The following is a 21,279-nucleotide window of genomic DNA, read 5'->3' as shown; positions in this document are numbered from 1 at the left end:
CGCGCCCGTCAGGACGCGGCGAGGATCTCGTCTCCGATCAGCGTGATCTGCTCGGCGCCGACCTCCACCGCCGTCATGTAGTGCCGCAGCCAGGAGCGCAGGCCGTCGGGTGTGCCGGTGGCGAACGCGCCGGCCGCGCCCACGTACTCCGGTTCGCGCTCGCGGTGACCGACGTCCACCGCGACCAGCCCGCGGGGGTCGAAACCGGTGGAAATCAGCACCAGCCGGGCGGCGGCGCGGGCCACCACCCCGGACGGGCCCGGGAACGGGCGCAGGTTCAGCAACTCGCCGTGTACGACGGCGGCCAGCACCAGCGGTGGCACCTTGGTGCCACCGGCCACCAGGGCGGCCAGGCCGTCGAGGCGGGCCGCGACCACCGGGTCGGCGACCGGCCGGCCCAGTTCCTCCTCGGTCACCACGTCGCGGGCGGCGAGTACGTGCAGCCGGGCCATCACCTGCCGGGGGGCCTTCGGCCAGAGGTCGCTGAGGCCGGGCAGCGCCCCGGCGACCCGCAGCGCACCCTGGAGCACCGGGTCGGTGACGGTGCCGGCGCGTACCTCCTCGCGGTCGTGGACGCGGCCCTCCAGCGCGGCGCTGGCCACGGCGGAGCGGAGGCTGACCTCGGCGGCGACCTGGCCGCCCTGGCGGCGCAGCGCGCGGTGCCGGTGGGCCAGATCGACCCGCTCGCGGGCCTGCTCGACGGCGGTGGCGACGTCGGCGAGCGCGAGCAGCGGGGCGAGCGGATCGGTGGTCACCCCGTCACGCTAGCGACCGCCCGGCTCCCCCCAGGCCCGGGGTTGTCAACAAGGGGCCCTTCCTCCACCGGAGGCGTTAATGAGGTGCCCTTCCTTACACCTCGGCGCGAGGGGAGGGCCACTGGGCGCGCGGTGAGGGGCCGGGCGGTCGCGGCCGGGGTACGCCGGGACTAACCTTCCCCGCATCAGGAGACGCAGGTCACGCGACGAAGGAGTCACCGCATGAGCGAGGCATTGGCCAACTTGCTGAACGAGACGCGCCAGTTCCCGCCGCCGGCTGAACTCGCCGCGAACGCCAACGTGACCGTCGAGGCGTACGAGGAGGCGGCCGGTGACCGGCTCGCCTTCTGGGAGCGCCAGGCCGGCCGGCTCGCCTGGGCCCAGCCGTGGGAGCAGGTGCTCGACTGGTCGAACGCCCCGTTCGCGAAGTGGTTCACCGGGGGCAGGCTCAACGTGGCGTACAACTGCCTGGACCGGCACGTCGAGGCGGGCCTCGGCGACAAGGTGGCGATCCACTGGGAGGGCGAGCCGGGCGACACCCGTACCGTCACCTACGCCGACCTGCACAAGCTCACCTGTCAGGCGGCGAACGCGCTGACCGAGCTGGGCGTGACCGCCGGTGACCGGGTGGCGATCTACCTGCCGATGATCCCGGAGGCGGCGGTGGCGATGCTCGCCTGCGCCCGGATCGGCGCCACGCACAGCGTGGTCTTCGGCGGCTTCTCCGCCGACGCGCTCACCAACCGGATCCAGGACGCCAGCGCCAAGGTGGTGATCACCGCGGACGGCGGTTTCCGCCGGGGCAAGCCGTCGGCGCTCAAGCCGACCGTGGACGAGGCGGTGGCGAACTGCCCGTCGGTGGAGCACGTGCTGGTGGTCCGGCGTACCGGTGAGGAGGTCGCCTGGTCGGCGAAGGACCACTGGTGGCACGAGACGGTGGAGACGGCGTCGCCGGAGCACGAGGCGCAGGCGTTCGACGCCGAGCACCCGCTGTTCATCCTCTACACCAGCGGCACGACCGCCCGGCCGAAGGGCATCCTGCACACCACCGGCGGCTACCTGACCCAGGCGTCGTACACCACGCACGCGGTGTTCGACCTGAAGCCGGAGACGGACGTCTACTGGTGCACCGCCGACATCGGCTGGGTGACCGGGCACTCCTACATCGTGTACGGCCCGCTCTCCAACGGCGCCACCCAGGTCATGTACGAGGGCACCCCGGACACGCCGCACAAGGGCCGGTTCTGGGAGGTCGTCGACAAGTACAAGGTGACCATCCTGTACACCGCGCCGACGCTGATCCGCACCATGATGAAGTGGGGCGAGGACATCCCGGCCGGGTACGACCTGTCGTCGCTGCGCCTGCTCGGCAGCGTCGGTGAGCCGATCAACCCGGAGGCGTGGATCTGGTACCGGCAGCACGTCGGCCGCGGCGAACTGCCGGTGGTGGACACCTGGTGGCAGACCGAGACCGGCGCCATCATGATCTCGCCGCTGCCCGGTGTGACCGAGGCGAAGCCCGGCTCGGCGATGAGCCCGCTGCCCGGCATCGTCGCCGACGTCGTCGACGACCAGGGCCAGTCGGTGCCGAACGGCGGCGGCGGATACCTGGTGCTGAAGGAGCCGTGGCCGTCGATGCTGCGGACGATCTGGGGCGACGACAACCGGTTCCTGGAGACGTACTGGTCCCGGTTCGGCGCGGGCGCGAACACCGGCGACGAGTGGGTCTACTTCGCCGGTGACGGCGCGAAGAAGGACGACGACGGGCACATCTGGCTGCTCGGCCGGGTGGACGACGTGATGCTGGTGTCGGGCCACAACATCTCCACCACGGAGGTGGAGTCGGCGCTGGTCAGCCACCCGTCGGTGGCGGAGGCGGCGGTGGTGGGCGCGACCGACCCGACCACCGGCCAGGCGATCGTCGCGTTCGCCATCCCGCGCGGCAGCGCGGAGATCTCCGGTGACGCGGGCGAGCAGCTCATCGCCGAGCTGCGTAACCACGTGGCGAAGACGCTCGGCCCGATCGCCAAGCCGCGGCAGATCATGCTGGTGCCGGAGCTGCCGAAGACCCGCTCCGGGAAGATCATGCGCCGGCTGCTGCGGGACGTGGCGGAGAACCGGTCGCTCGGCGACGTGACCACGCTCCAGGACTCCTCGGTGATGGAGTTGATCTCGTCGGGGATGAGCGGCGGGAAGTCCGACGAGGACTGACGTCGAGCGATGACGAGGGGGCGGGCCGCCGGGCGGTCCGCCCCCTCGTCGCATCCGGGATCCGCGCCGGTCGATCGGGGGAGCCGGGACTGACCTGATCGGCCAGAGGGCCTGATCAACTCTGTCGATGTCGCTCGTCGTCGGTTACGTTCAGCCAACCGGCGGATTTCGACGAGCGTCACTGAGACGGCCGGTCCCTCACCATTCCCTACGAACGGAGTGGCATGCTCCCCATGTCGCAGCACAGGGCACGGCGACGCTTACTCGTCGCACTGCCCGCCATCGCGCTCGCGGCCACGTCGCTGACCGTGACGGGCAGCGCGGCGGCTCAGCCGGCCCGGTCCGCACCGGTCACGATCGGGGCGGACGAGCACTACATCAACTACGCCGAGCCCGAGGTCCAGCCGGACACCGGCGGCAAGGAGGTCAAGGGCCGCGACGGCATCTTCTCCTCGCCGGCGGACGAGGCCCGCGCCTACGACCGCAAGTACGCCGGGGGCAACCCGATCGCGGCGCGCGAGCTGGCCAAGCTGGAGGCCAAGTCCATCCGGACCGGCCAGAGCCCTCGCAAGATCAAGAAGGCCAAGAGTACGCAGACCGCCAAGCTGCTGACGCTGCTCGTCGAGTTCAACGACAACGCAAACGACGACTTCACGAACGTGATGGTCCCGAAGACGGTGTTCGAGGACCGCACCTGCGTTCCCGGCACCGTGCAGAACGGGCCGCGGCACAACACCATCCCGAACCCGGCCACGCTGCCGCACAAGGACAACAACTCGATGTGGGTGCCGGACTTCTCCCCGGCCCACTACGACAAGATGCTCTACAGCAAGAAGGGCATCACCGAGCGGGTCCGCAAGGACCTGAAGGGGCCGGACGGCAAGCCGGGCATCAGCCTCGCCGGGCGGACCATGCACAACATGTACCTGGAGATGTCCAAGGGCGCGTACACCGTGGACGGGCAGGCCAGCCCGTGGATCACGGTGCCGCACTCGGAGGGCTGGTACGCCGCCTCGCGCTGCTTCCAGGACGAGAACGGCAACTGGGTCGCCGGGCGTGAGCAGTCGATGAACGGCCACCCGGACAACCCGCAGGGTGCCGGCCGGCTCGCCACCGACGCGATCGACGCGCTGGCCGCGGCCGACCCGGACTTCCCCTGGGCCGACTACGACATCGAGGACCAGAGCGACCGCGACGGCGACGGCAACTACCACGAACCGGACGGCGTGATCGACCACCTCGTGCTGGTGCACGCCAACCAGGGCAAGTCCCGTGGTGGCGGCGACGTCGGCATCTACTCGGTCTGGGCGCACTCCTCGACCGTGGCCGGTGGCTACACGATCCCGGGCACCAACCTGAAGGTGTCGAACTACATCGTGCAGCCGGAGGACGCCGGCGTCGGCGTCTTCGCCCACGAGTTCGGGCACGACCTCGGCCTGCCGGACCTCTACGACACGTCCGGCAACGCCGACTCCGACGTGGACTTCTGGGACCTGATGGCGTCCGGCTCGCACTCCGGTGAGATCTTCCAGGCGCTGCCCACGCACATGGGTCTCTGGGACAAGTGGGTGCTGGGCTGGGCCGAGCCGAAGACGTTCGGACCGGGTGACCGGTCCAAGCTGGTCAACCTCGGGCAGACGTCGCGTACGCCGGTCGGCACCGAGGACGGCATCAAGATCGACCTGCCGGACAAGGTGATCTCACTGGCGACGCCGCACAGCGGCGGGAACATGTGGTACTCCGGCGCCGACCAGAACTGGGCCGACGTCAAGCTCAGCCGTACGGTGACCGTCCCGAACGCCGCCGACGCGAAGTTCTGGATGTGGAACAACTACGTCATCGAGGCGGACTGGGACTTCGGCTTCGTCGAGGTCTCCACCGACGGCGGCACCACCTGGAACGAGCAGAAGGTGTACGCCGAGGGCGGCGCGCTGGTCTCCACCAACGACGGCTACGCCGACCCGAACGGCCGCATGGTCGACTTCGGCAACAAGAAGTACGGCCTGACCGGCAGCACGGGCGGCTGGCGGCACGACTACGTCGACCTGTCGTCGTACGCCGGGCAGACCGTGCAGGTGCGGCTGCGGTACGCCACCGACGAGGCGTTCGTGGAGCGCGGCTGGTTCGCCGACGACTTCTCGGTGACCGGCGGCGGCGCCACCACCTGGAGCGACGACGTGGAGAGCGGCGCGGCGGGCTGGACCCAGACCGGCGGCACCTTCACCGACACCAGCGGCGCGGGTTGGTACATCGACTCGGGCACCCAGGTGAAGTCGCACTACTACCTGGCCGAGTGGCGTAACTTCGACGGCTTCGACAAGGGCCTGAAGTACACCTACGACACCGTCTACTCGCACGAGGCCTGGAAGGTCGACCGGATCGCGTACAACGCGCCGGGCATGCTGGTCTGGTACCGGGACACCCAGCTCGGCGACGTCAACCACGTCACCGCGCAGATGACCGCGCTGCCCAGCTACGGCGCCAAGGGCGGTCTGCTGATCGTCGACTCGCACAACGACCCGCTGCGCCGCAAGGGCGTCGCGGCCGAGAAGGACCCGTCGGTGCTGAAGAACCTGCCCAGCCGGCCGCAGTCCTCCAACGCCGCGTTCGGCCTGAAGCCGACGTACCCGTTCAAGGAGTGCCTGGAGGCGGCGGACGAGCCGTACAGCGAGTACTGCACGAAGTTCGGCCCGCAGGCTCCGGTGCGCGGCTTCACCGACGCCAAGGGCTGGTACCCGGGCATCGAGATCCGTGACGGCGCCGCGTACTCGCGGGACAACGACGCCTCGGTGGTCATCCCGTCGCGGGGCAACCAGCAGTACACGACCCGGGTGGTGAACCCGGACGGCACTCCCGCGACGGACTACTACGGTTCGACGCTGGGTGGTGGGGCGATCGTGCTCGGCACCGGCAACCCGGGTGACGCGGGCGTGCAGTACGGCGTCTCGATCATCATCAAGCGGGCCGCCAAGGACAACTCGTACGCCCAGGTGTACGTGGTCCCGCCGCGTAGCTGAACGGTACGGTCAAAGCGGAACCGGAATGACCGAAAAATGATCTGAACGGTGCCGATGAGGGAAGGGCCGGGAGCGTGAGCGCTCCCGGCCCTTCCGCGTAACCAATTGATCCATGACTGTCACTGCACTACATGATCCACGCATCACTGCTGGTCAACGCCTCGCAGACGGTGCGACGTGTGACGGTGAAAAGCATCCCCAACAAAAAGTTGCTACAAATCGACGCACACATCTTCCCACCAGTCGCAGCAGTGTCTATGTTCACCCTTGGTCCCACTAGTGGGACGTTCCACCGGCCCGTACCCCCAGTTGGGCCGGTTCCCTCACACCGGAGGTACCACGTGCGCAAAGTCGCAGTGGGTCTGCTCGGGCTTTCGCTGACCGCGACGGGGCTGGTGGCAGGCACGGCCGCCAGCGCCGCGCCGACGCCGAAGCTGCCGGCCGCCGCTCCGTCGGTGGCCGAGCCTGCGCAGGCTGAGCACGACCTGCCCAACCCGCTCGAGGAGAAGCGGCGCGCGCTGCGCCAGGAGGGCCTGAGCGAGGTCCTGTCCGGCAGGGCGAAGGCCCAGAAGATCAACGGCAGCACGGTCGTCAAGGTCGGCGAGCGCGCTGCCGAAGGCCCCTCGGCGGGCAGGTCCGCCAAGAGCACCAAGGCCGGCAAGGGTCCGACCAAGGACCAGTACGTCGAACTCTCCCGCGAACGGACCGACAAGATCTTCGTCATCCTCGCGGAGTTCGGCGACGAGCGGCACCCGAGCTACCCGGACCAGGACACCGACCCGGACACCCCGGGCCCGACCCGGTTCGACGGCCCGCTCCGCAACCAGATTCCGCAGCCCAACCGGGCGGTGGACAACTCCACGGTCTGGCAGGCCGACTACAGCGCCGACCACTACCGGCAGCTGTACTTCGGCACCAACCCGGGTGACGAGTCGCTGAAGCAGTACTACGAGGCCCAGTCCTCGGGTCGGTACAGCGTCGACGGCGAGGTCACCAACTGGGTGAAGGTGCGGTACAACGAGGCTCGCTACGGCCGTTCCGACGGCTACCCGTGCGCCTCGAACGTCTGCACCAACACCTGGGCGCTGGTCCGCGACGCCGCCAACCAGTGGGTCGCCGACCAGAAGGCGCAGGGCCGCTCCGACGCGGAGATCGCCGCGGACGTCAAGGCGATGGACGAGTGGGACCGGTACGACTTCGACGGCGACGGCAACTTCAACGAGCCGGACGGCTACATCGACCACTTCCAGATCGTCCACGCCGGCGGCGACCAGGCCGACGGTGACCCGTACCAGGGTGAGGACGCCATCTGGAGCCACCGGTGGTACGCCTTCGCCAGCGACCAGGGCAACACCGGCCCGGAGAACTTCCCGGCCGGCGGCACCCAGATCGGCAACACCGGCGTCTGGATCGGTGACTACACCATCCAGCCGGAGAACGGTGGCCGGAGCGTCTTCTACCACGAGTACGGCCACGACCTCGGTCTGCCGGACGACTACAACGTGGTCAGCGGTGGGGACAACAACAACGAGCACTGGACCCTGATGGCCCAGAGCCGGCTCGGCGCCAAGAACGACGGCGGCATCGGCGAGCGCGGTGGCGACCTCGGCGCCTGGAACAAGCTCCAGCTCGGCTGGCTCGACTACGAGGTCGTCGTGGCCGGCCAGAAGCGCACCCTGGAGCTGGGCCCGCAGGAGTACAACTCCAATAAGGCCCAGGGCGCCGTGGTGGTGCTGCCGCAGCGGGAGTACACGTTCCAGAACGGCAAGCCGTTCGAGGGTACGAAGCAGTTCTTCTCGGGCAACGACGACGACCTGAACACCACGATGACGCGCACTGTCGACCTCACCGGGAAGACCAGCGCCGCGCTGTCGATGAAGGGTCGCTACAGCATCGAGGCGGACTACGACTACCTGTTCTTCGAGGCGTCCACCGACGGTGGCCAGACCTGGACCTCGCTGCCCGGTACGGCCAACGGCACCCCGCTGAAGGAGATCTCCCCCGGGCGCTACGCCCTGGACGGCTCCAGCAACGACCAGTGGGTCGACGTCAACATCCCGATGGACGCGGTCGCCGGCAACGTCGTGCAGTTCCGGCTGCGCTACCAGACGGACGGCGGTGTCTCCGAGGGCGGCTTCTACGGTGACGCGATCACCGTGACCGCCGACGGTCAGACCCTCCTCACCGACGGCGCCGAGGCCGGTGCCAACGGCTGGACCCTCAGCGGCTTCAGCATCGTCGAGGAGACCTACACCCGTAAGTTCGACAACTACTACATCGCCGGCAACCGGTCGTACGTCTCGTACGACAAGTACCTCAAGACCGGCCCGTACTTCTTCGGCTACGCGAACACCCGCCCGGACTACGTGGACCACTACGCGTACCAGGAGGGTCTGCTGATCTCCTACTGGAACCTCCGGTTCGCGGACAACGACACGTTCGCGCACCCGGGTGAGGGTCGGAACATGATCATCGACGCGCACCCGCGGCCGATCTACAACCTGACCGGGGCGCCCTGGCGGGCCCGCGTCCAGGTCTACGACGCGCCGTTCAGCCTGAAGAAGGCCGACTCGTTCACGCTGCACCTCAACAGCCAGCCGCAGTACATCCGCGGCCAGGCGGCGCAGCCGCTGTTCGACGACACCAAGCAGTACTGGTACCCGGAGCTGCCGAACCACGGTGTCAAGCTCCCGGCCACCGGCACCAAGATCAAGGTTCTGGAGCAGAACGGCACCTCGCTGAAGGTCCGCTTCTCCTGATCCACTGATCGACGCACCACACGATGCCCGGGCGGTTCACCCGCCCGGGCATCGCCCTTTCCGGGAACCCGGCGTACCCCGCCCGCGTCCCATCCGTTCGACACCCGCACCACGCTGCCGGCCGCCCCGCGACGGGCTGATCGCCGGCGCGGCCGAGACGGAGGATCCGTGTCCGACGACCACCAGCCGGCCGCGAGCGGCCCCGCCTCGCCCGCCGATCACCCCACCCCGCTGTCCGCGACCGACCTGCCGACGCTTCGGCGGCCCACCGGGCCGCCGAAGACGCCGACCGACAACCGGCCGACGGGCGTCGTCGCCGGCTGGATCACCCGGGGCGGCTCCGGGCCGTGCTACGGCCTGATCGACGAGAACGGCACGGAGTACGCGGTGTACGGCCCGAACGCCGGTGAGCTGCGCAAGGGCGACCTGGTCACGCTGCGGCTCACCGCACGGGACCGCTCCGTCGACTGCGGACCGGGCATCCCCATGCGGATCATCGAGGAGTGACAGCCGGTGGCAGGCCGCGCACGACGCCGGGAGTCGGCCCGGGTGCGCGGTTCCAGGTGACCGCCCGGAGAAATCCCTGATCCTCGTCACCTGCGGGTCCGGTGGGTGACCGGCGGCCCTAGGCTGTGCCCCATGACCGACCAGCGCGGCGGACCCGTCGACGACTCCTGCGTCCTGCCCGAAGGGCCGTGGACGCACCGGTTCGTCGGCGCCAACGGCAGCCGGTTCCACGTCGTCGAGGCGGGCACCGGTCCGATGGTGCTCTTCCTGCACGGCTTCCCCGAATACTGGTACGCCTGGCACGAGATGCTGCCGGCGGTCGCCGACGCGGGCTTCCGGGCGGTCGCGGTCGACCTGCGCGGTTACGGCGCGAGCGACAAACCACCCAGGGGGTACGACGGCTACACGCTCGCCGCCGACGTCGCCGGCCTGATCCGGGCGCTCGGTGAGCGGTCGGCGACCGTTGTCGGCACCGGCGCGGGCGGGCTGATCGGCTGGACCGCCGCCTCCTTCCACCCGACCCTGGTCCGGCGGCTCGTGGTGCTCGGCGCGCCGCACCCGCTGCGGCTGCGGGCGGCCATCTTCGCCGACCCGCGCGGCCAGTTCACCTCGGCCACCGCGACGCTGAAGTTCCAGCTCCCCCGCTACGAGCACGTGCTGACCCGCGACGACGCCGCCGAGGTGGAGGAGATCCTGCGCCGGTGGGGCGGGCCGCGCTGGGTGTCCGGCCCCGACTTCGCCGACTACGCGCACTGCTGCCGGGTGGCGATGCAGATCCCGCAGGCCGCGTTCTGCGCGATGGAGGGCTACCGCTGGGCATTCCGCTCGGTGCTGCGGCTGCACGGCTACCGCTTCGTGAAGCTGATGCAGAAGCCGCTGGTCACGCCGACCCTGCAACTGCACGGCGCCCTCGACCGGGCCTCACTTCCCCGTACCGCCCAGGGCTCCGGCCGCTACGTCACCGCACCGTACGAGTGGCGGCTGCTCGACGACGTGGGCCACTTCCCGCACGTGGAGGCGCGCGACCTGGTGCTCGGCGAGATTCTGCGCTGGGCGAAGTCCTGACTCAGACCCGCTGCTCGCCCAGGTCGGCCACCTCGGCCGCCGGCGCCCAGCCCTGGTAGACGCCGAAGTCGAACGCCTCCAGCCCCATCGCCTCGGCCACCGGCCAGCGCCCACCGGTGTACTCCAGCCGCAGCCACCCCTCGTGCTCGGCCAGCACGATGAACGGCTGCCCCTGCCAGGTGCAGGTGGTCCGCACGTACGCCAGATCGTCGACCTCGGCGGCCGGCACCACCCGGACGTACCGGCCGGGGCGTACCTCGGTGAATCCCTCGTCCGGGCCGGGCTGGTAGAGGCGGATGTCGTCGCCGTCGGGGCTGGCCTGGTACTCCCGGCCCCGCCAGCGGGCCACGTAGCCGTCGCGGCTCACGCCTCGCCCGCCTTCCGCCACAGCAGCTCGTCGGTGTCAAGGACCGCGACCAGCCTGCTGTCGCCGTCGGCGCCGACCCGCCACAGCTCGGCGCCGTGCGGGAGCCGGGCGCTGTCCACCTTGAACTCGGCGATCACGTCGCTGCTCTCCCCCGGCGCGAAGCCGTTGCCGCGGAACGGGGGCCGCTCGATCACCCAGCCCTCCATCGCCCGCATCGCCGCCTCGTTCGGGCCGCCGTACGGGATCCGGTAGAGGCTCGGCCGGTAGGCGGGCCAGCGCAGCAGGTAGATCTCCTCGTCGTCGGGGGAGAACGGCGAGCCCGGGTGGCCGAGCCCGAGCGCGCCGTACAGCTCCGCCGGGGTACGCAGATGCGCCAGCTCCCCGGCCCGGTGCACGAATCCGGAGACCCGGTCGTAGCCACGCTCCAGGTAGTACGCGAGCTGGCTCGCCGCGATCGCCTTCTGCATGGTCACCGGCCGGTTCGCGGCGATGGTGGGCGCCTCCGGGCGCTGTCGTTCCGCCGGCTGCGGCGCGGCGGCCGGCTCCGGGTCGTCGCCGAGACCCACCTCGGCCGCCCAGTTGGCGAGCGCCAGAACCTGCTCCCCCGGGTACGTCGCGCCGACCGGGCTGCCCGGGTTCACCCGGAACGACCAGGCCGCGTCCGGCCACCTGCGGATGAGCTGCACGAACTTGACCCGTACCGTCTCGATCTGGCCCTCGGTGTGCTCGGCCAGGCGTTCCGGCGAGGTGTAGACCGAGACGCACCGCTCGCCGTCGACGTGGTCGGCATGCCAGACGAAGCCGGCGTCGCCCGGCCGGCTGCCGGTGGCCGAGTCGGGCGCGACCGGCAGCAGCACCCGGGCCAGCAGCAGGGTGGTGAGGAAACCGTCGGTGCTGCCGCTGCCCGCGGCGGCCAGCAGGTCCTCCTCGACGTCGTTCGCCGGTACGAACTCGGCGGCCGGCGGATCGTCTGGCGTGGCGGGTGCCGCGGGCTCCGCCGTCGGCGGGGACAGCGCGACGGTGGCGTCGCTGGACGCGAACAGCGACGTGGTGACAGGTTCGTCGTCGCTGGCCGCCGGCTCGAAGAGGGAGACGGTCGGCTGCTCCGCCGGAGCGGGATCGGACAGCGGCGTGGTCGGTGCGGGGTCGAACAGCGAGACCGTCGGCTCAGCCGGCGATGACGCGAACAGCGACGTCGTAACCTCGTCTGCCGAGGACGACGCCTCGAACAGCGACGTGGTCGGCTCGGGCGCCGACGTGAGCGACACCGTCGGCTCAGCCTCAGCCGGCGACGTGGACAGCGGCGCAGTCGGCTCGCCCTCAGCCGGACCGGTCAGCGGCGCGGTCGGCTCGGCGGGCGCCGGGTCGAACAGCGAGACGGTCGGCTCGGCCGATGACGACGTGAACAGCGGCGCCGTGACCTCGCCGGCCGAGGACGACGGCTCGAACAGCGACGTGGTGGGCTCGGACGCGGACGCGAGCGACACCGTCGACTCGTCGGGCTCCGAACTCCGGTCCGGTCCACCGAGGTGGGTCGGCGCCGGCTCGGCGAGGTTCACCGTGTCGTCGGCGACCGGACGGTCCACGGAGAGCGGCATCGTCGGGTCGGCGGTGCCGGCCCAGGGCCCGCCCTCGGCCGGTTCCGCACGCATCGGGCCGGTCGGCTGCGCGGACCGGACCGGCTCCGGCTCGGTCAGGTCGCGGGCCTCGATGACGGTGCCCTCGATGACGATGGGGGTGAAATCGCGGCGCGACACGGGCGGCGCGGACACCGGTTCGGCGATCGACGGCGGCAGTTCCTCCATCGGCTCGTCGAGCGTCTCCCACCGCGCGGTGTCACCATCCGTGCTGCCCGGCGCGGCCCCCCACCCGTCGGCAGTGGCCGGTCCGACGTGCGCGGCGGTAGCCGGTCCGGCCTGCGCCGCAGTGGCCGGGGCGGTCCGCGCGGCCGGGGCCGGGCCGGCGTGCCGCCGGGGCAGCGCCTCGGTCGCGTCCTCGGACGGGCGGGTCGGCCGGAACGCCTGGGTGGCCTCCTCCGATCGGGGCACGGTCGACGGCTCGTCCGTCCGTGTCGGGAAGGCCTCGGTCGGGCCCTCGCGTACCGGCTCGTTCAGCGGCCGCCGGCGCGGAAACGGCTGTCCGCCGGCGAACCGGGTCGGCGGGGCGGCACGCTCACCGGCCCGGCGCGACGGATCCAGCGGTGACGGGCGACGGGCCGAACGGCCACCGGACGAGGGCTCGAAGAAGGAGCGGGCCGGCGGCGGAGCGGCGGCGGCCGTCGGCGGCTCGTCGGCGGCTGCCTCCGGGGCGGCGGCGAACGGGTCCGGCTCGTCCGGGCGGCGGCGCAGGTCGGTGAGCCAGCCGTCGAGGGCGTCCGTGTCCGGCTCGGCATCGGGAGCGGTCCGGCTCGGGACGTCGCCGTCCGGCCCTCGGCGGCGGGGCGGCACCGTGGGCAGCCGTCGCCCCAGGACCGAGGCGGCCCGCATCGGTACCGTGGGCGGCTCACCGGCCTCCATCAGCCGCTCGTCCCGGCCGGGCGCACCGGCGACCGGCGGCACGGCCGGGGGCGGCATCGCGGGTGGCGGCACGGCCGGTGGCGGAACAGCGGCCGGCGGGACGGCGGCATGGGGCACGGTCGCGGGCGTGACGGCGGCCGGGGGGACGGGAACGGCAGGCGGCCGGGGCGCGGCCTCGGGCACCGTGTTCCGGGCCCCCCGGGTGGCGTTCTCCACCCGTTCCAGCCGGGCGCGGGCGCCCATGGTGCGGCCGGGGAGGCGGACGTCGCCCCGGGAGAGCTGAGCCACGTACCAGGCGGGCAGGTAGCCCTCGATCGGCAGGCCGGGATTGACCGCCAGCCACCATTCGGGGTTGGGCCAGCCGGCCGCCAGATCCGGGTAGGGGACGCGGCGGGTGGCACCCGCGTTCTCCCCCAGGCTCGCGCGCAGCGCGGCGACGGAGGTGAAGGCCAGGACGTGGGTGCGACCCCCGGCGGTCCAGGTGCCCCACCCGGCGGACGGCCCGCTCGCGATCGGAAGCAGGAGATCGACACGGGTCAGCACGCGGAAGTACTGCTGCTGGTCCTGCGCGCGCAGCGCATCCCGCATCGCCACCTCGGCCTCGGTGGCCGGCTCCCATCCGGTCACGGCCACCTCTCCTTCCGCGAACAGGCCACAGGCATCGCATACAACCTACAAGGTGGCGGCAAGATCAGGACTTCTGCCCATCGACGGGCGGCCCCGGAGTGAGAGAGGCGCTAACATCCCGTTCCGGAGCCGACACGCTACGGAGGTCGTCGATGTCTCGGCCAGTCGCGTACCCCGTCGTGGCCGCCCTGGCGACGCTCCTCGTCACCGGAGTTCCGGCCACCGCGTCGGCGGCTCGCGCGCCGGCCGGCTGCGCCTCGCCGCCCGCGCCGGCCCGCCCGGTCGCGGACCAGCCGTGGCCGCAGCAGCGGTACGCCCCGGACCGGCTCACCCCGCTCGCGACGGGCGCCGGAGTCGTCGTCGCGGTCGTCGACTCGGGTGTGGACCGGTCCCATCCGCAGCTCGCCGGTCGCGTACTCGACGGCGCCGACTTCCTCGACGGCGGCGGGGACGGCACCCGGGACTGCGCCGGGCACGGTACCGGGGTGGCAAGCATCATCGCCGCCGCCCCGCAGCCCGGCGTCGCGTTCCGCGGCCTCGCGCCGGACGCGCGCATCCTGCCGGTACGGGTCAGCGAGCAGCAGGTGGTCGAGGGACGGGAGTCGGGGCGTACTGTCGACGCGGCCGGGTTCGCCCGCGCCATCCGCTGGGCCGTGGACCACGACGCCGACGTGCTGAACCTCTCGGTCGTCCTGTACGCGGACGACCCGGCGGTACGCGCCGCCGTCGCCTACGCGGTGCGGCGGGACGTGGTGGTGGTGGCCGCCGCCGGGAACCTGCACGACAACGGTGATCCCCGGCCCTATCCGGCGGCGTACGACGGGGTGCTCGGCGTCGGCTCGATCGGGCGAGACGGGACACGTTCCGCGTTCTCCCAGACCGGCTCGTACGTGGACGTGGTCGCCCCGGGTAGCGAGGTGCTGATGGCGGCGCCCCGGTCGGGGCATCAACGGGCGGAGGGGACCAGCTACGCCACCCCGTTCGTGGCGGGTACGGCGGCGTTGCTGCGCCAGTACCGGCCACGGCTGAGCGCGGACGAGGTGGCCGGGCGGATCGTGGCCGCCGCCGACCCCGCGCCGGGGCGGGACGCGGGCTACGGCGCGGGGGTGCTGAACCCGTACCGGGCGGTGACCGAGTCGGCCGGCGCGACGGATTCCCGCACCCGGCCGGGTGCCACGCTTCCCGAGGACCGCCCGGATCCGGCCGCGCTGGCCCGTCAGTCCCGCCGGGACTCGGCCCGGGACCGGGCGCTGCTGGCCGCCGCCGTGGCGGGCGGGGCGGTGGTGCTCGTGGCGGCGCTCACTCTGGTGCTGCCGCGCGGCGCGCGGCGACGCTGGCGGGCCGCCGACCCGGCCGGCACTGTCACGCCGAGATGACAACAGGTCACGTGTGAAGCCGCGCGGCCCGGGTCACCTGCCCGGGCCGCGCGGCGTCGGTTCACTGGAACAGGTTGGCGTTGCGCTTCTCGGTGTCGAGGTAGTCGGCCGCGGAGTCCTCCACGGCGAGCTTGATGTCACGCAGCATCGCCTGGAGGTCCTGCGAGGCGGCCCGCCACCGGGACTGCCGCACCTCGTACGCCTCGCGGGCCTCGCCGTTCCAGCTCGCCACCAGCGGGGCGGCGTCGCGTTCGAGCTGACCGAGCTGGCTCTCCAGGGTGGACAGGGCCCGTTGGATGTCGGCGCCGGCCTGTTGCAGGGCGGCGAAGTTGACGACCAGCACACCGTGCTCCATGAATTCGATCCTTCCGGTTGTCAGAGAGGCAGCTGGATGCCGCGGTTGGTGCCCGCCACCCGGCCGGCGGCCTCGGTGTCGGAGACGTCGTAGTGGCGGCCGGCGCTACGGATCGCGGTGGCGGTCTCGCGCAGCGCCCGCTGAAGGGCGGCCTGATCCTGCGCCCACTGCTGCTTGACCTGCGCGAACGAGCGCCCACCGGCGCCCCGCCAGGCCTGCTGCAGCACCTCCAGCTCGGCCATCAGGCCGCTGAGCATGGTCTGGAGCGACTGGTCGACCTGCTCGAACTTCGCGGCGGTCTGCTGCATCACCGCGGCTTCTGCCTGGGTCTGGGACATCCCGGACGTCACCTCGTCTCCTCGGTCGTGGCTGGCCACCGTGTGACCACCGTGGACTCGTCGGCGGGGCCCGGGGCCGGTGGAGGGGGAAGCCCGGCGGCGGCGGACACGCAACTCGACGATTTCGTCGCTGACGGTAGCCGTCCGACTTCGGTTCTGCTACCCCTTCGGGCTCCCCTGTGGACAACTCGGCCACTACGATGAGCCACGGCAACGTCACGCGGAGGCCCGGCGAGGAGGTGCGGTGACCGTCAGTGCGCCGGAGCGGCCCGCGTCCGTCCCGGTTCGGACACCACAATGGACGAGCCGCCCGGCAGCGCGACTGCGCGCCGGTCAGATCGTGGCGACCCAGGTCGCGGTGGCGGTGCTGGTAGCGGCCGCCGGTCGAGGTGTCGTGCCGACGGCCGTCTCGCTGCTGGTCGCGGCCCTGCTGCTGCCGGGCGCCTGGGTGCGGGTGCGTGGCCGCTGGCTGCACGAGTGGCTCGTCACCGCCGCCGCGTACCTGACCCGGCGCCGCGCCCTGCCGGCGGCGGCCGGGCCGGCGGCGCTGCTGGAGTTGCTCCGGCCGGGCGCGGTGGTCGGCGCGACGGAGGCGCCCGGCGGCGCGGCAGTGGTGCACGACGCCGCCGGCCTGACCGCGCTGCTGGAGCTGGGCGACCCGGACGACCTGCTCGGCGACCACGCGCCCGAGCTGCCCACGCCGTTCGACCTGCTTCCCCCGGCCGGCCCGGACGCCCCCGCGATCCGGTTGCAGCTGGTGTTCTCGGCGTCGCCCGCACCCGCGCCCGCCGTCGCGGGGGGCCCGGCGGGTACGTCGTACCGTCAGCTCACCGACGGCCGGGTGGCTGGGCGGACCCGGGTGGTGCTGGCCGTCCAGGTGCTGCGCGCCGATGGCTGGCCGGACAAGGATCTGCTGCGGGCGCTGTCCGGCACCCTGCGGCGGCTCGTCCGCCGGCTGGGCCCGCTCACCGCACGGCCGCTCGGCGGCGACGCGGCGCTGCGGGTGATCGCCGAACTGGCCCACCACGAGCCCGGCGCCCCGGTGCGGGAGACCTGGCCGCTGCTCGCCGTCGGTGGCTTGGCGCAGGCCACCTGGCGTCTGCGCCGGTGGCCGGATCCGCGCGGCGAGGCGGCCCGCGGGCTGGTGGGACGGCTGCTCGCGCTACCCGCCACCGCCACCACAGTCGCGCTCACGGCCGGTCCGCGCGTCGGCGCGACGCCGGTCCCGGCCGAGCTGGCGGTACGGGTGGCGGCCGGCAGCGCGGCCGAGCTGTCGACCGCGGAGCGCACGCTGCGCCGGGTCGCCGGTGACGTCGGCGGCGAGCTGCGCCGGCTCGACGGTGAGCACCTGGCCGGGCTGGCGGCTACGTTGCCGCTGGCGGTGACCGGCGGGGCCGCGCCTCCGGCCGGTTCGCCTCCGCCCGCGCTGGACCTGCCGCCTGCCACCGCCGGCCTGATGGTGGGCGCGAACCGGCACGGTGCCGCGCTCACCGTCCGCCTGTTCCGTCCGGCCACGACCCGGGTGCTGCTCGTCGGCGGCGTCGCAGCGGCGCAACTGCTCGTGCTGCGGGCACTGGCGCTCGGCGCGCGCGTGGTGGTGCAGACCGGCCGTCCCCGGTTCTGGGAGCCGTTCGTACGGGGTGTCGGGACGCTCGGTGGCGGCGTACCGCTGCTTCCGCCGGGTCGTCCGGTCGGCGGCGCGCCCGGTTCGCCGCTGCACCCGCTGCTGGTGGTGGTGGACGCCGGCCCGGTGCCGCCGGCGGCCGGCCCGGCCGCCGCCTGGCAGTCGGTCCTGCTGGTCCGCGACGAGCTGACCCCGGCCGACACGCAGGCGCTGGCCCGCGCGGACCTGGCGATCCTCCAGCCGCTCGACCCGGACGAAGCCGCGCTGGCGGGCGCGGCGCTGGGCCTGGGCGGCTCCGCGGAGTGGCTGACCCGGATCCGGGACGACATGGTGGCGGTGGTCAACCGGCGGGCCCTGCGCTGGGCGCTGCTCTCGCCCACGCCCGTCGAGTCGCAACTGGTCGGTCGCCCGGCCCGGCACTGACGAGCCGCGCCGCCGCGTACCAGGTCGAGCCTTCCCCTGGTGGTACGGCCGTGGCACGATCCCGGCCATGGATTTCCTGAAGGGTCTTCTGATTCGCGTGGGTTCGACGGCGGTGGCGTTCTGGCTCGCCACCCTGCTCATCCCGGGCATCTCGCTCGACTCCGACTCGGCCACCGAGACGGTGATCACGCTGGTGCTCGTCGCGGTCATCTTCGGCGTGGTGAACGCGGTGCTCCAGCCGATCATCAAGACCGTGGGGTGCGGCTTCTACCTGCTGACCCTCGGCCTGATCGCGCTCGTGGTGAACGGCCTGCTCTTCCTGCTCACCAGCTGGATCGCCGGTGAGGCCGGGCTGCCCTTCCACGTGGACGGGTTCTGGCCGGAGGCGGTGCTGGGCGCGCTGTTCGTCGGCATCGTCACCTGGATCCTCGGCGCCGTCCTCGACCGCGACTGACGCCGGGCCCCGGCCGGTCGCCCCGGCGGCCGGCCGGGCTCACCAGGCCAGCAGGAGGGAATTGGCTGGCGAGAGGGCGGGGCGGCGGTACTAGCCTCGGCCGCGTGTTCACAGTGACCCGCGCGGACGGCTACGAGATCAGCACCGACCCGGCCCGGATCGACCTGGACCGGGTGCACGTCTGGCTCTCCACCGACGCGTACTGGGCACTGGGGCGCGAGCGGGAGACTGTCGCGCGCGCGTTCGCCGGCTCGATCGCCTTCGGCGTCTACCGGCCGGGTGACGGCCGGCAGGTCGCCGTCGCCCGGGTGGTCACCGACGGGGCCACGTTCGCCTGGCTCTGCGACGTGTACGTGGACCCGGCCGAGCGGGGTGGCGGGCTGGGCACCTGGCTGGCCGGGGCGGTTCGCGACCACCTGCACGAGCTGGGCGTACGCCGGATCCTGCTCGCCACGCTCGACGCGCACGGGGTCTACGCGAAGATCGGCTTCCGGCCGGTCGCGGCGGATCGGTGGATGGAGCTGGATCAGCGGGTGACGCCGGTCACCGATAAGGACCAAGACAAGGATCCACCACTTACGGTGGAGCGGTGAACCAGCTCCGGCTCGGCTACCTGTACGGCGTCGGCGCGTACCTGATCTGGGGTTTCTTCCCGATCTACCTGAAGCTGCTGCGCCCGGCCGGGCCGGTGGAGATCCTCGCGCACCGGATCCTCTGGTCGGTGGCGTTCGTGGCGTTGCTGCTGGCCGCCACGCGGCACGCCGGCTTCCTGCGCAAGCTGGCCCGGCGGCCGCGGGCGCTCGCCGGCATCGGGCTCGCCGCCGCGCTGATCGCCGTCAACTGGGGTACGTACATCTACGGCGTCAACTCCGACCGGGTGGTGGAGACGGCGCTCGGCTACTTCATCAACCCGCTGGTGTCCGTACTGTTCGGCGTACTGGTGCTCCGGGAACGGCTGCGCCGGGCGCAGTGGGCGGCACTGGGCGTGGGTGCGCTCGCGGTGGCGGTGCTCACCGTCGACTACGGCCGCCTGCCCTGGCTGGCGCTCACCCTGGCGTTCAGCTTCGCCGGGTACGGACTGGTCAAGAAGCGGCTCGCGCTGCCCGCCACGGAAGGGCTGTTCGTCGAATCGGCGGTGCTGGCACTGCCCGCGCTGGCGTACCTGGGGTGGCTGTCGGCGCGCGGCGACTCGACGTTCGGGCACGTGTCGGCCGGGCACACCGCGCTGCTGGTGCTGGCGGGGGCCGCCACCGCGATCCCGCTGCTGCTGTTCGCCGGGGCGGCGAACCGGCTGCCGCTGTCCACTGTCGGCATGCTGCAGTACCTCGCGCCGATCCTCCAGCTCGGCTGCGGCGTGCTGATCTTCCACGAGCCGATGCCGCCGGCCCGGCTGGCCGGTTTCGCCCTGGTCTGGCTCGCCCTGGTCGTCTTCACCGCCGACGCCCTGCGCCACTCCCACCGCACCCGCCGGGCCACCCGCACCCCAGCCGTCCCCACCCCCACCCCGTCTCGCTGATCTTGCACTTTCCGCCCCGGCGAAAGGGGCGAACCGCCCAGAACGAGGGCCACAAGTGCAAGATCAACGGGAAGGGAAAGGGTCAGCGGAGGTCGTAGGCCAGGACGGGGGAGTTCGTTCCTCGGAGCAGCTCCAGGCGGACCAGCTCGCCCTTGGTGAAGCGGGTGACGCCGGAGAAGCGCAGGTCGTCACCGGGGGCGGCGAGCCACGAGCCGATCTGCTCCGTCGCGCCGTCCGGGCCGTGCGCCACCAGCCGGAACGTGTACGCCTCCCGGTGCCCGGCCCGCCTGTCGTAACCGCAGTGCATGGTGACCTCGGTGCCCCACGGTGTCTCGGTCAGCCCCACCTCGGCGTGCACCGGCACCGTCCCGGCCACCGGCCGCATCGAGGCCAGCGCCACCGGCGGCTTGGACGGTTCGGCCGGCGACTGCACGAGCCCCACGCCGATGCCCGCCAGCACCGCGAGCGCGGCGGCGGCGAGCGCCGTCAGCGCGTACCGTCGGCGGGAGCGGGACCGCTCGCGGCGCTTGCGCTCGCGCGCGGCGTCGAGCAGCGCCGGCACCCGCGACGTCTCCGGCCCGACCTCCAGGAACTGCTCCAGCCCGGCCGGGTCGAGCCGGCCCAGCAGGCCGGGCAGCACGGCGATCTCGGCCACCGCCTCCCGGCACTGCGCGCACCCGGCCAGGTGCCGCTCGTAGGCGACCCGGTCCGCCGGGGCGAGGGCGCCGAGCACGTACGCCCCGTCGTCGTGCGCGAACTCGCAGCCTGTCACCCGGTCACCCCCATCTCGGCCAGCGCCAACCGTAGTGAGCGCAGCGCGTAGTGGGTACGCGACTTCACCGTCCCCGGTGGTACGCCCAGCCGCGCCGCCGCCTCCGCCACCGAACGCCCCTGGTAGAAGCACTCGACAAGCACTTCCCGGTGGGTCGGGCTGAGCCGGTTGAGCGCCTCGGCGACGGTCCACGCCTCCACCGCACGCTCCGTCTCGTCGACCGTCTCCGCGGTCTCGGGCAGTTCGTCCGTGTACACCTCGCCGACCCGGGCCGAGCGCCGCCGCCAGGCGTCGATCGCCAGGTTCCGCGCGGTGGTGAACAGCCAGGCGCGTACCGAGCCGCGCCGCGGGTCCAGCGACTCGGGGTGCCGCCAGGCGCGCAGAAGCGTCTCCTGCACCAGGTCCTCGGCCCGGGGCCGATCGCCGTTGACGAGCCGCAGGGCGTGCGCGTACAGCGCGTCGGCATGCTCGTCGTGCAGCGCGCGCAGCAGTTGGGCGTCGTGGTCGCTGATGGCGGTACCTCGCTTCCGGCGGCGGGGAAACCGGCGATGCGTTCGCCCTTCCATACGTGCCGTGACGCCGAACGGTTCATCCGCA

The 21,279-nt window shown here is 72.5% G+C and carries 17 protein-coding genes; 10 read left to right on the top strand and 7 right to left on the bottom strand.

The window, feature by feature from the left end; translation table 11 throughout:
• Positions 1 to 8: 8 nt before the first annotated feature.
• Positions 9 to 755: an oxidoreductase gene (locus tag O7611_RS30615; RefSeq protein WP_194802016.1), complete on the bottom strand. Its 747-nt coding sequence runs from the start codon at positions 753 to 755 to the stop codon at positions 9 to 11.
• Between the two features lie 222 nt (positions 756 to 977).
• Here O7611_RS30615 and acs point away from each other — a divergent pair, with 222 nt between their 5' ends.
• The 5 genes from acs to O7611_RS30590 all read left to right on the top strand — a co-directional run bounded on the left by acs (position 978) and on the right by O7611_RS30590 (position 10,314).
• Positions 978 to 2,966: an acetate--CoA ligase gene (gene acs, locus O7611_RS30610; protein WP_194802017.1), complete on the top strand. Its 1,989-nt coding sequence runs from the start codon at positions 978 to 980 to the stop codon at positions 2,964 to 2,966.
• Positions 2,967 to 3,199: 233 nt separating this feature from the next.
• Entirely contained in the window at positions 3,200 to 5,983 is a 2,784-nt protein-coding gene (locus O7611_RS30605; RefSeq protein ID WP_228532548.1) for an immune inhibitor A domain-containing protein, read from the top strand.
• A 356-nt stretch (positions 5,984 to 6,339) separates the two neighbouring features.
• Positions 6,340 to 8,742: an immune inhibitor A domain-containing protein gene (locus O7611_RS30600; RefSeq protein ID WP_194802201.1), complete on the top strand. Its 2,403-nt coding sequence runs from the start codon at positions 6,340 to 6,342 to the stop codon at positions 8,740 to 8,742.
• Positions 8,743 to 8,910: 168 nt separating this feature from the next.
• Positions 8,911 to 9,249, top strand: coding sequence for a hypothetical protein (locus tag O7611_RS30595; RefSeq protein WP_194802019.1), 339 nt, complete (start codon positions 8,911 to 8,913; stop codon positions 9,247 to 9,249).
• Positions 9,250 to 9,381: 132 nt separating this feature from the next.
• The gene (locus tag O7611_RS30590; RefSeq protein ID WP_194802020.1) at positions 9,382 to 10,314 is read left to right on the top strand and encodes an alpha/beta fold hydrolase; all 933 of its coding nucleotides are present in this window, start codon (positions 9,382 to 9,384) and stop codon (positions 10,312 to 10,314) included.
• A 1-nt stretch (position 10,315) separates the two neighbouring features.
• On the opposite strand, the gene O7611_RS30585 is transcribed toward O7611_RS30590, so the two are convergent.
• Together O7611_RS30585 and O7611_RS30580 are read right to left on the bottom strand one after the other, a co-directional pair.
• Positions 10,316 to 10,681, bottom strand: a complete 366-nt coding sequence (locus O7611_RS30585; RefSeq protein ID WP_013283629.1) for a hypothetical protein — start codon at positions 10,679 to 10,681, stop codon at positions 10,316 to 10,318.
• Positions 10,678 to 13,824, bottom strand: a complete 3,147-nt coding sequence (locus tag O7611_RS30580; protein WP_269698030.1) for an SseB family protein — start codon at positions 13,822 to 13,824, stop codon at positions 10,678 to 10,680. Before O7611_RS30580 ends, O7611_RS30585 begins: the two co-directional genes overlap by 4 nt.
• A gap of 152 nt (positions 13,825 to 13,976) precedes the next feature.
• Here O7611_RS30580 and mycP point away from each other — a divergent pair, with 152 nt between their 5' ends.
• On the top strand, positions 13,977 to 15,200 hold the full coding sequence (gene mycP, locus O7611_RS30575; RefSeq protein WP_194802022.1) for a type VII secretion-associated serine protease mycosin: 1,224 nt from the start codon (positions 13,977 to 13,979) through the stop codon (positions 15,198 to 15,200).
• 61 nt (positions 15,201 to 15,261) lie between these two features.
• Here the strand turns inward: mycP and O7611_RS30570 are convergent, their stop codons facing one another.
• Complete coding sequence (locus O7611_RS30570; protein WP_135242906.1) at positions 15,262 to 15,555, bottom strand: WXG100 family type VII secretion target; 294 nt, start codon at positions 15,553 to 15,555, stop codon at positions 15,262 to 15,264.
• Between the two features lie 20 nt (positions 15,556 to 15,575).
• Positions 15,576 to 15,893, bottom strand: coding sequence for a WXG100 family type VII secretion target (locus O7611_RS30565; protein ID WP_018787788.1), 318 nt, complete (start codon positions 15,891 to 15,893; stop codon positions 15,576 to 15,578).
• Between the two features lie 244 nt (positions 15,894 to 16,137).
• Between O7611_RS30565 and eccE the strand changes: the two genes are divergently transcribed.
• From eccE to rarD, 4 genes are all read left to right on the top strand, one after another.
• Positions 16,138 to 17,940, top strand: a complete 1,803-nt coding sequence (eccE, locus tag O7611_RS30560) for a type VII secretion protein EccE (protein WP_269698029.1) — start codon at positions 16,138 to 16,140, stop codon at positions 17,938 to 17,940.
• 67 nt (positions 17,941 to 18,007) lie between these two features.
• The gene (locus O7611_RS30555; RefSeq protein WP_013283623.1) at positions 18,008 to 18,394 is read left to right on the top strand and encodes a phage holin family protein; all 387 of its coding nucleotides are present in this window, start codon (positions 18,008 to 18,010) and stop codon (positions 18,392 to 18,394) included.
• A 104-nt stretch (positions 18,395 to 18,498) separates the two neighbouring features.
• Positions 18,499 to 18,987, top strand: coding sequence for a GNAT family N-acetyltransferase (locus O7611_RS30550; RefSeq protein ID WP_194802024.1), 489 nt, complete (start codon positions 18,499 to 18,501; stop codon positions 18,985 to 18,987).
• The gene (gene rarD, locus O7611_RS30545) at positions 18,984 to 19,910 is read left to right on the top strand and encodes an EamA family transporter RarD (RefSeq protein ID WP_269698028.1); all 927 of its coding nucleotides are present in this window, start codon (positions 18,984 to 18,986) and stop codon (positions 19,908 to 19,910) included. The genes O7611_RS30550 and rarD overlap by 4 nt, the downstream gene beginning before the upstream one ends.
• A gap of 82 nt (positions 19,911 to 19,992) precedes the next feature.
• Here the strand turns inward: rarD and O7611_RS30540 are convergent, their stop codons facing one another.
• Both O7611_RS30540 and O7611_RS30535 read right to left on the bottom strand, forming a co-directional pair.
• The gene (locus tag O7611_RS30540; protein WP_269698027.1) at positions 19,993 to 20,682 is read right to left on the bottom strand and encodes an anti-sigma factor family protein; all 690 of its coding nucleotides are present in this window, start codon (positions 20,680 to 20,682) and stop codon (positions 19,993 to 19,995) included.
• The gene (locus O7611_RS30535) at positions 20,679 to 21,248 is read right to left on the bottom strand and encodes a sigma-70 family RNA polymerase sigma factor (protein ID WP_013283619.1); all 570 of its coding nucleotides are present in this window, start codon (positions 21,246 to 21,248) and stop codon (positions 20,679 to 20,681) included. Before O7611_RS30535 ends, O7611_RS30540 begins: the two co-directional genes overlap by 4 nt.
• Positions 21,249 to 21,279: the final 31 nt, after the last annotated feature.

The organism is Micromonospora sp. WMMC273 (genome assembly GCF_027460285.1).
GTDB classification, from domain to species: domain Bacteria; phylum Actinomycetota; class Actinomycetes; order Mycobacteriales; family Micromonosporaceae; genus Micromonospora; species Micromonospora aurantiaca.
This window is presented reverse-complemented; position numbering and strand designations above follow the sequence as displayed.

Bases quoted from the DNA above. Each gene is read 5' to 3' on its own strand.
- acs (WP_194802017.1), top strand. From the start codon at position 978: ATGAGCGAGGCATTGGCCAACTTGCTGAACGAGACGCGCCAGTTCCCG.
- O7611_RS30605 (WP_228532548.1), top strand. From the start codon at position 3,200: ATGTCGCAGCACAGGGCACGGCGACGCTTACTCGTCGCACTGCCCGCC.
- O7611_RS30590 (WP_194802020.1), top strand. From the start codon at position 9,382: ATGACCGACCAGCGCGGCGGACCCGTCGACGACTCCTGCGTCCTGCCC.
- mycP (WP_194802022.1), top strand. From the start codon at position 13,977: ATGTCTCGGCCAGTCGCGTACCCCGTCGTGGCCGCCCTGGCGACGCTC.
- O7611_RS30570 (WP_135242906.1), bottom strand. From the start codon at position 15,555: ATGGAGCACGGTGTGCTGGTCGTCAACTTCGCCGCCCTGCAACAGGCC.
- O7611_RS30565 (WP_018787788.1), bottom strand. From the start codon at position 15,893: ATGTCCCAGACCCAGGCAGAAGCCGCGGTGATGCAGCAGACCGCCGCG.
- O7611_RS30555 (WP_013283623.1), top strand. From the start codon at position 18,008: ATGGATTTCCTGAAGGGTCTTCTGATTCGCGTGGGTTCGACGGCGGTG.
- O7611_RS30535 (WP_013283619.1), bottom strand. From the start codon at position 21,248: ATGGAAGGGCGAACGCATCGCCGGTTTCCCCGCCGCCGGAAGCGAGGT.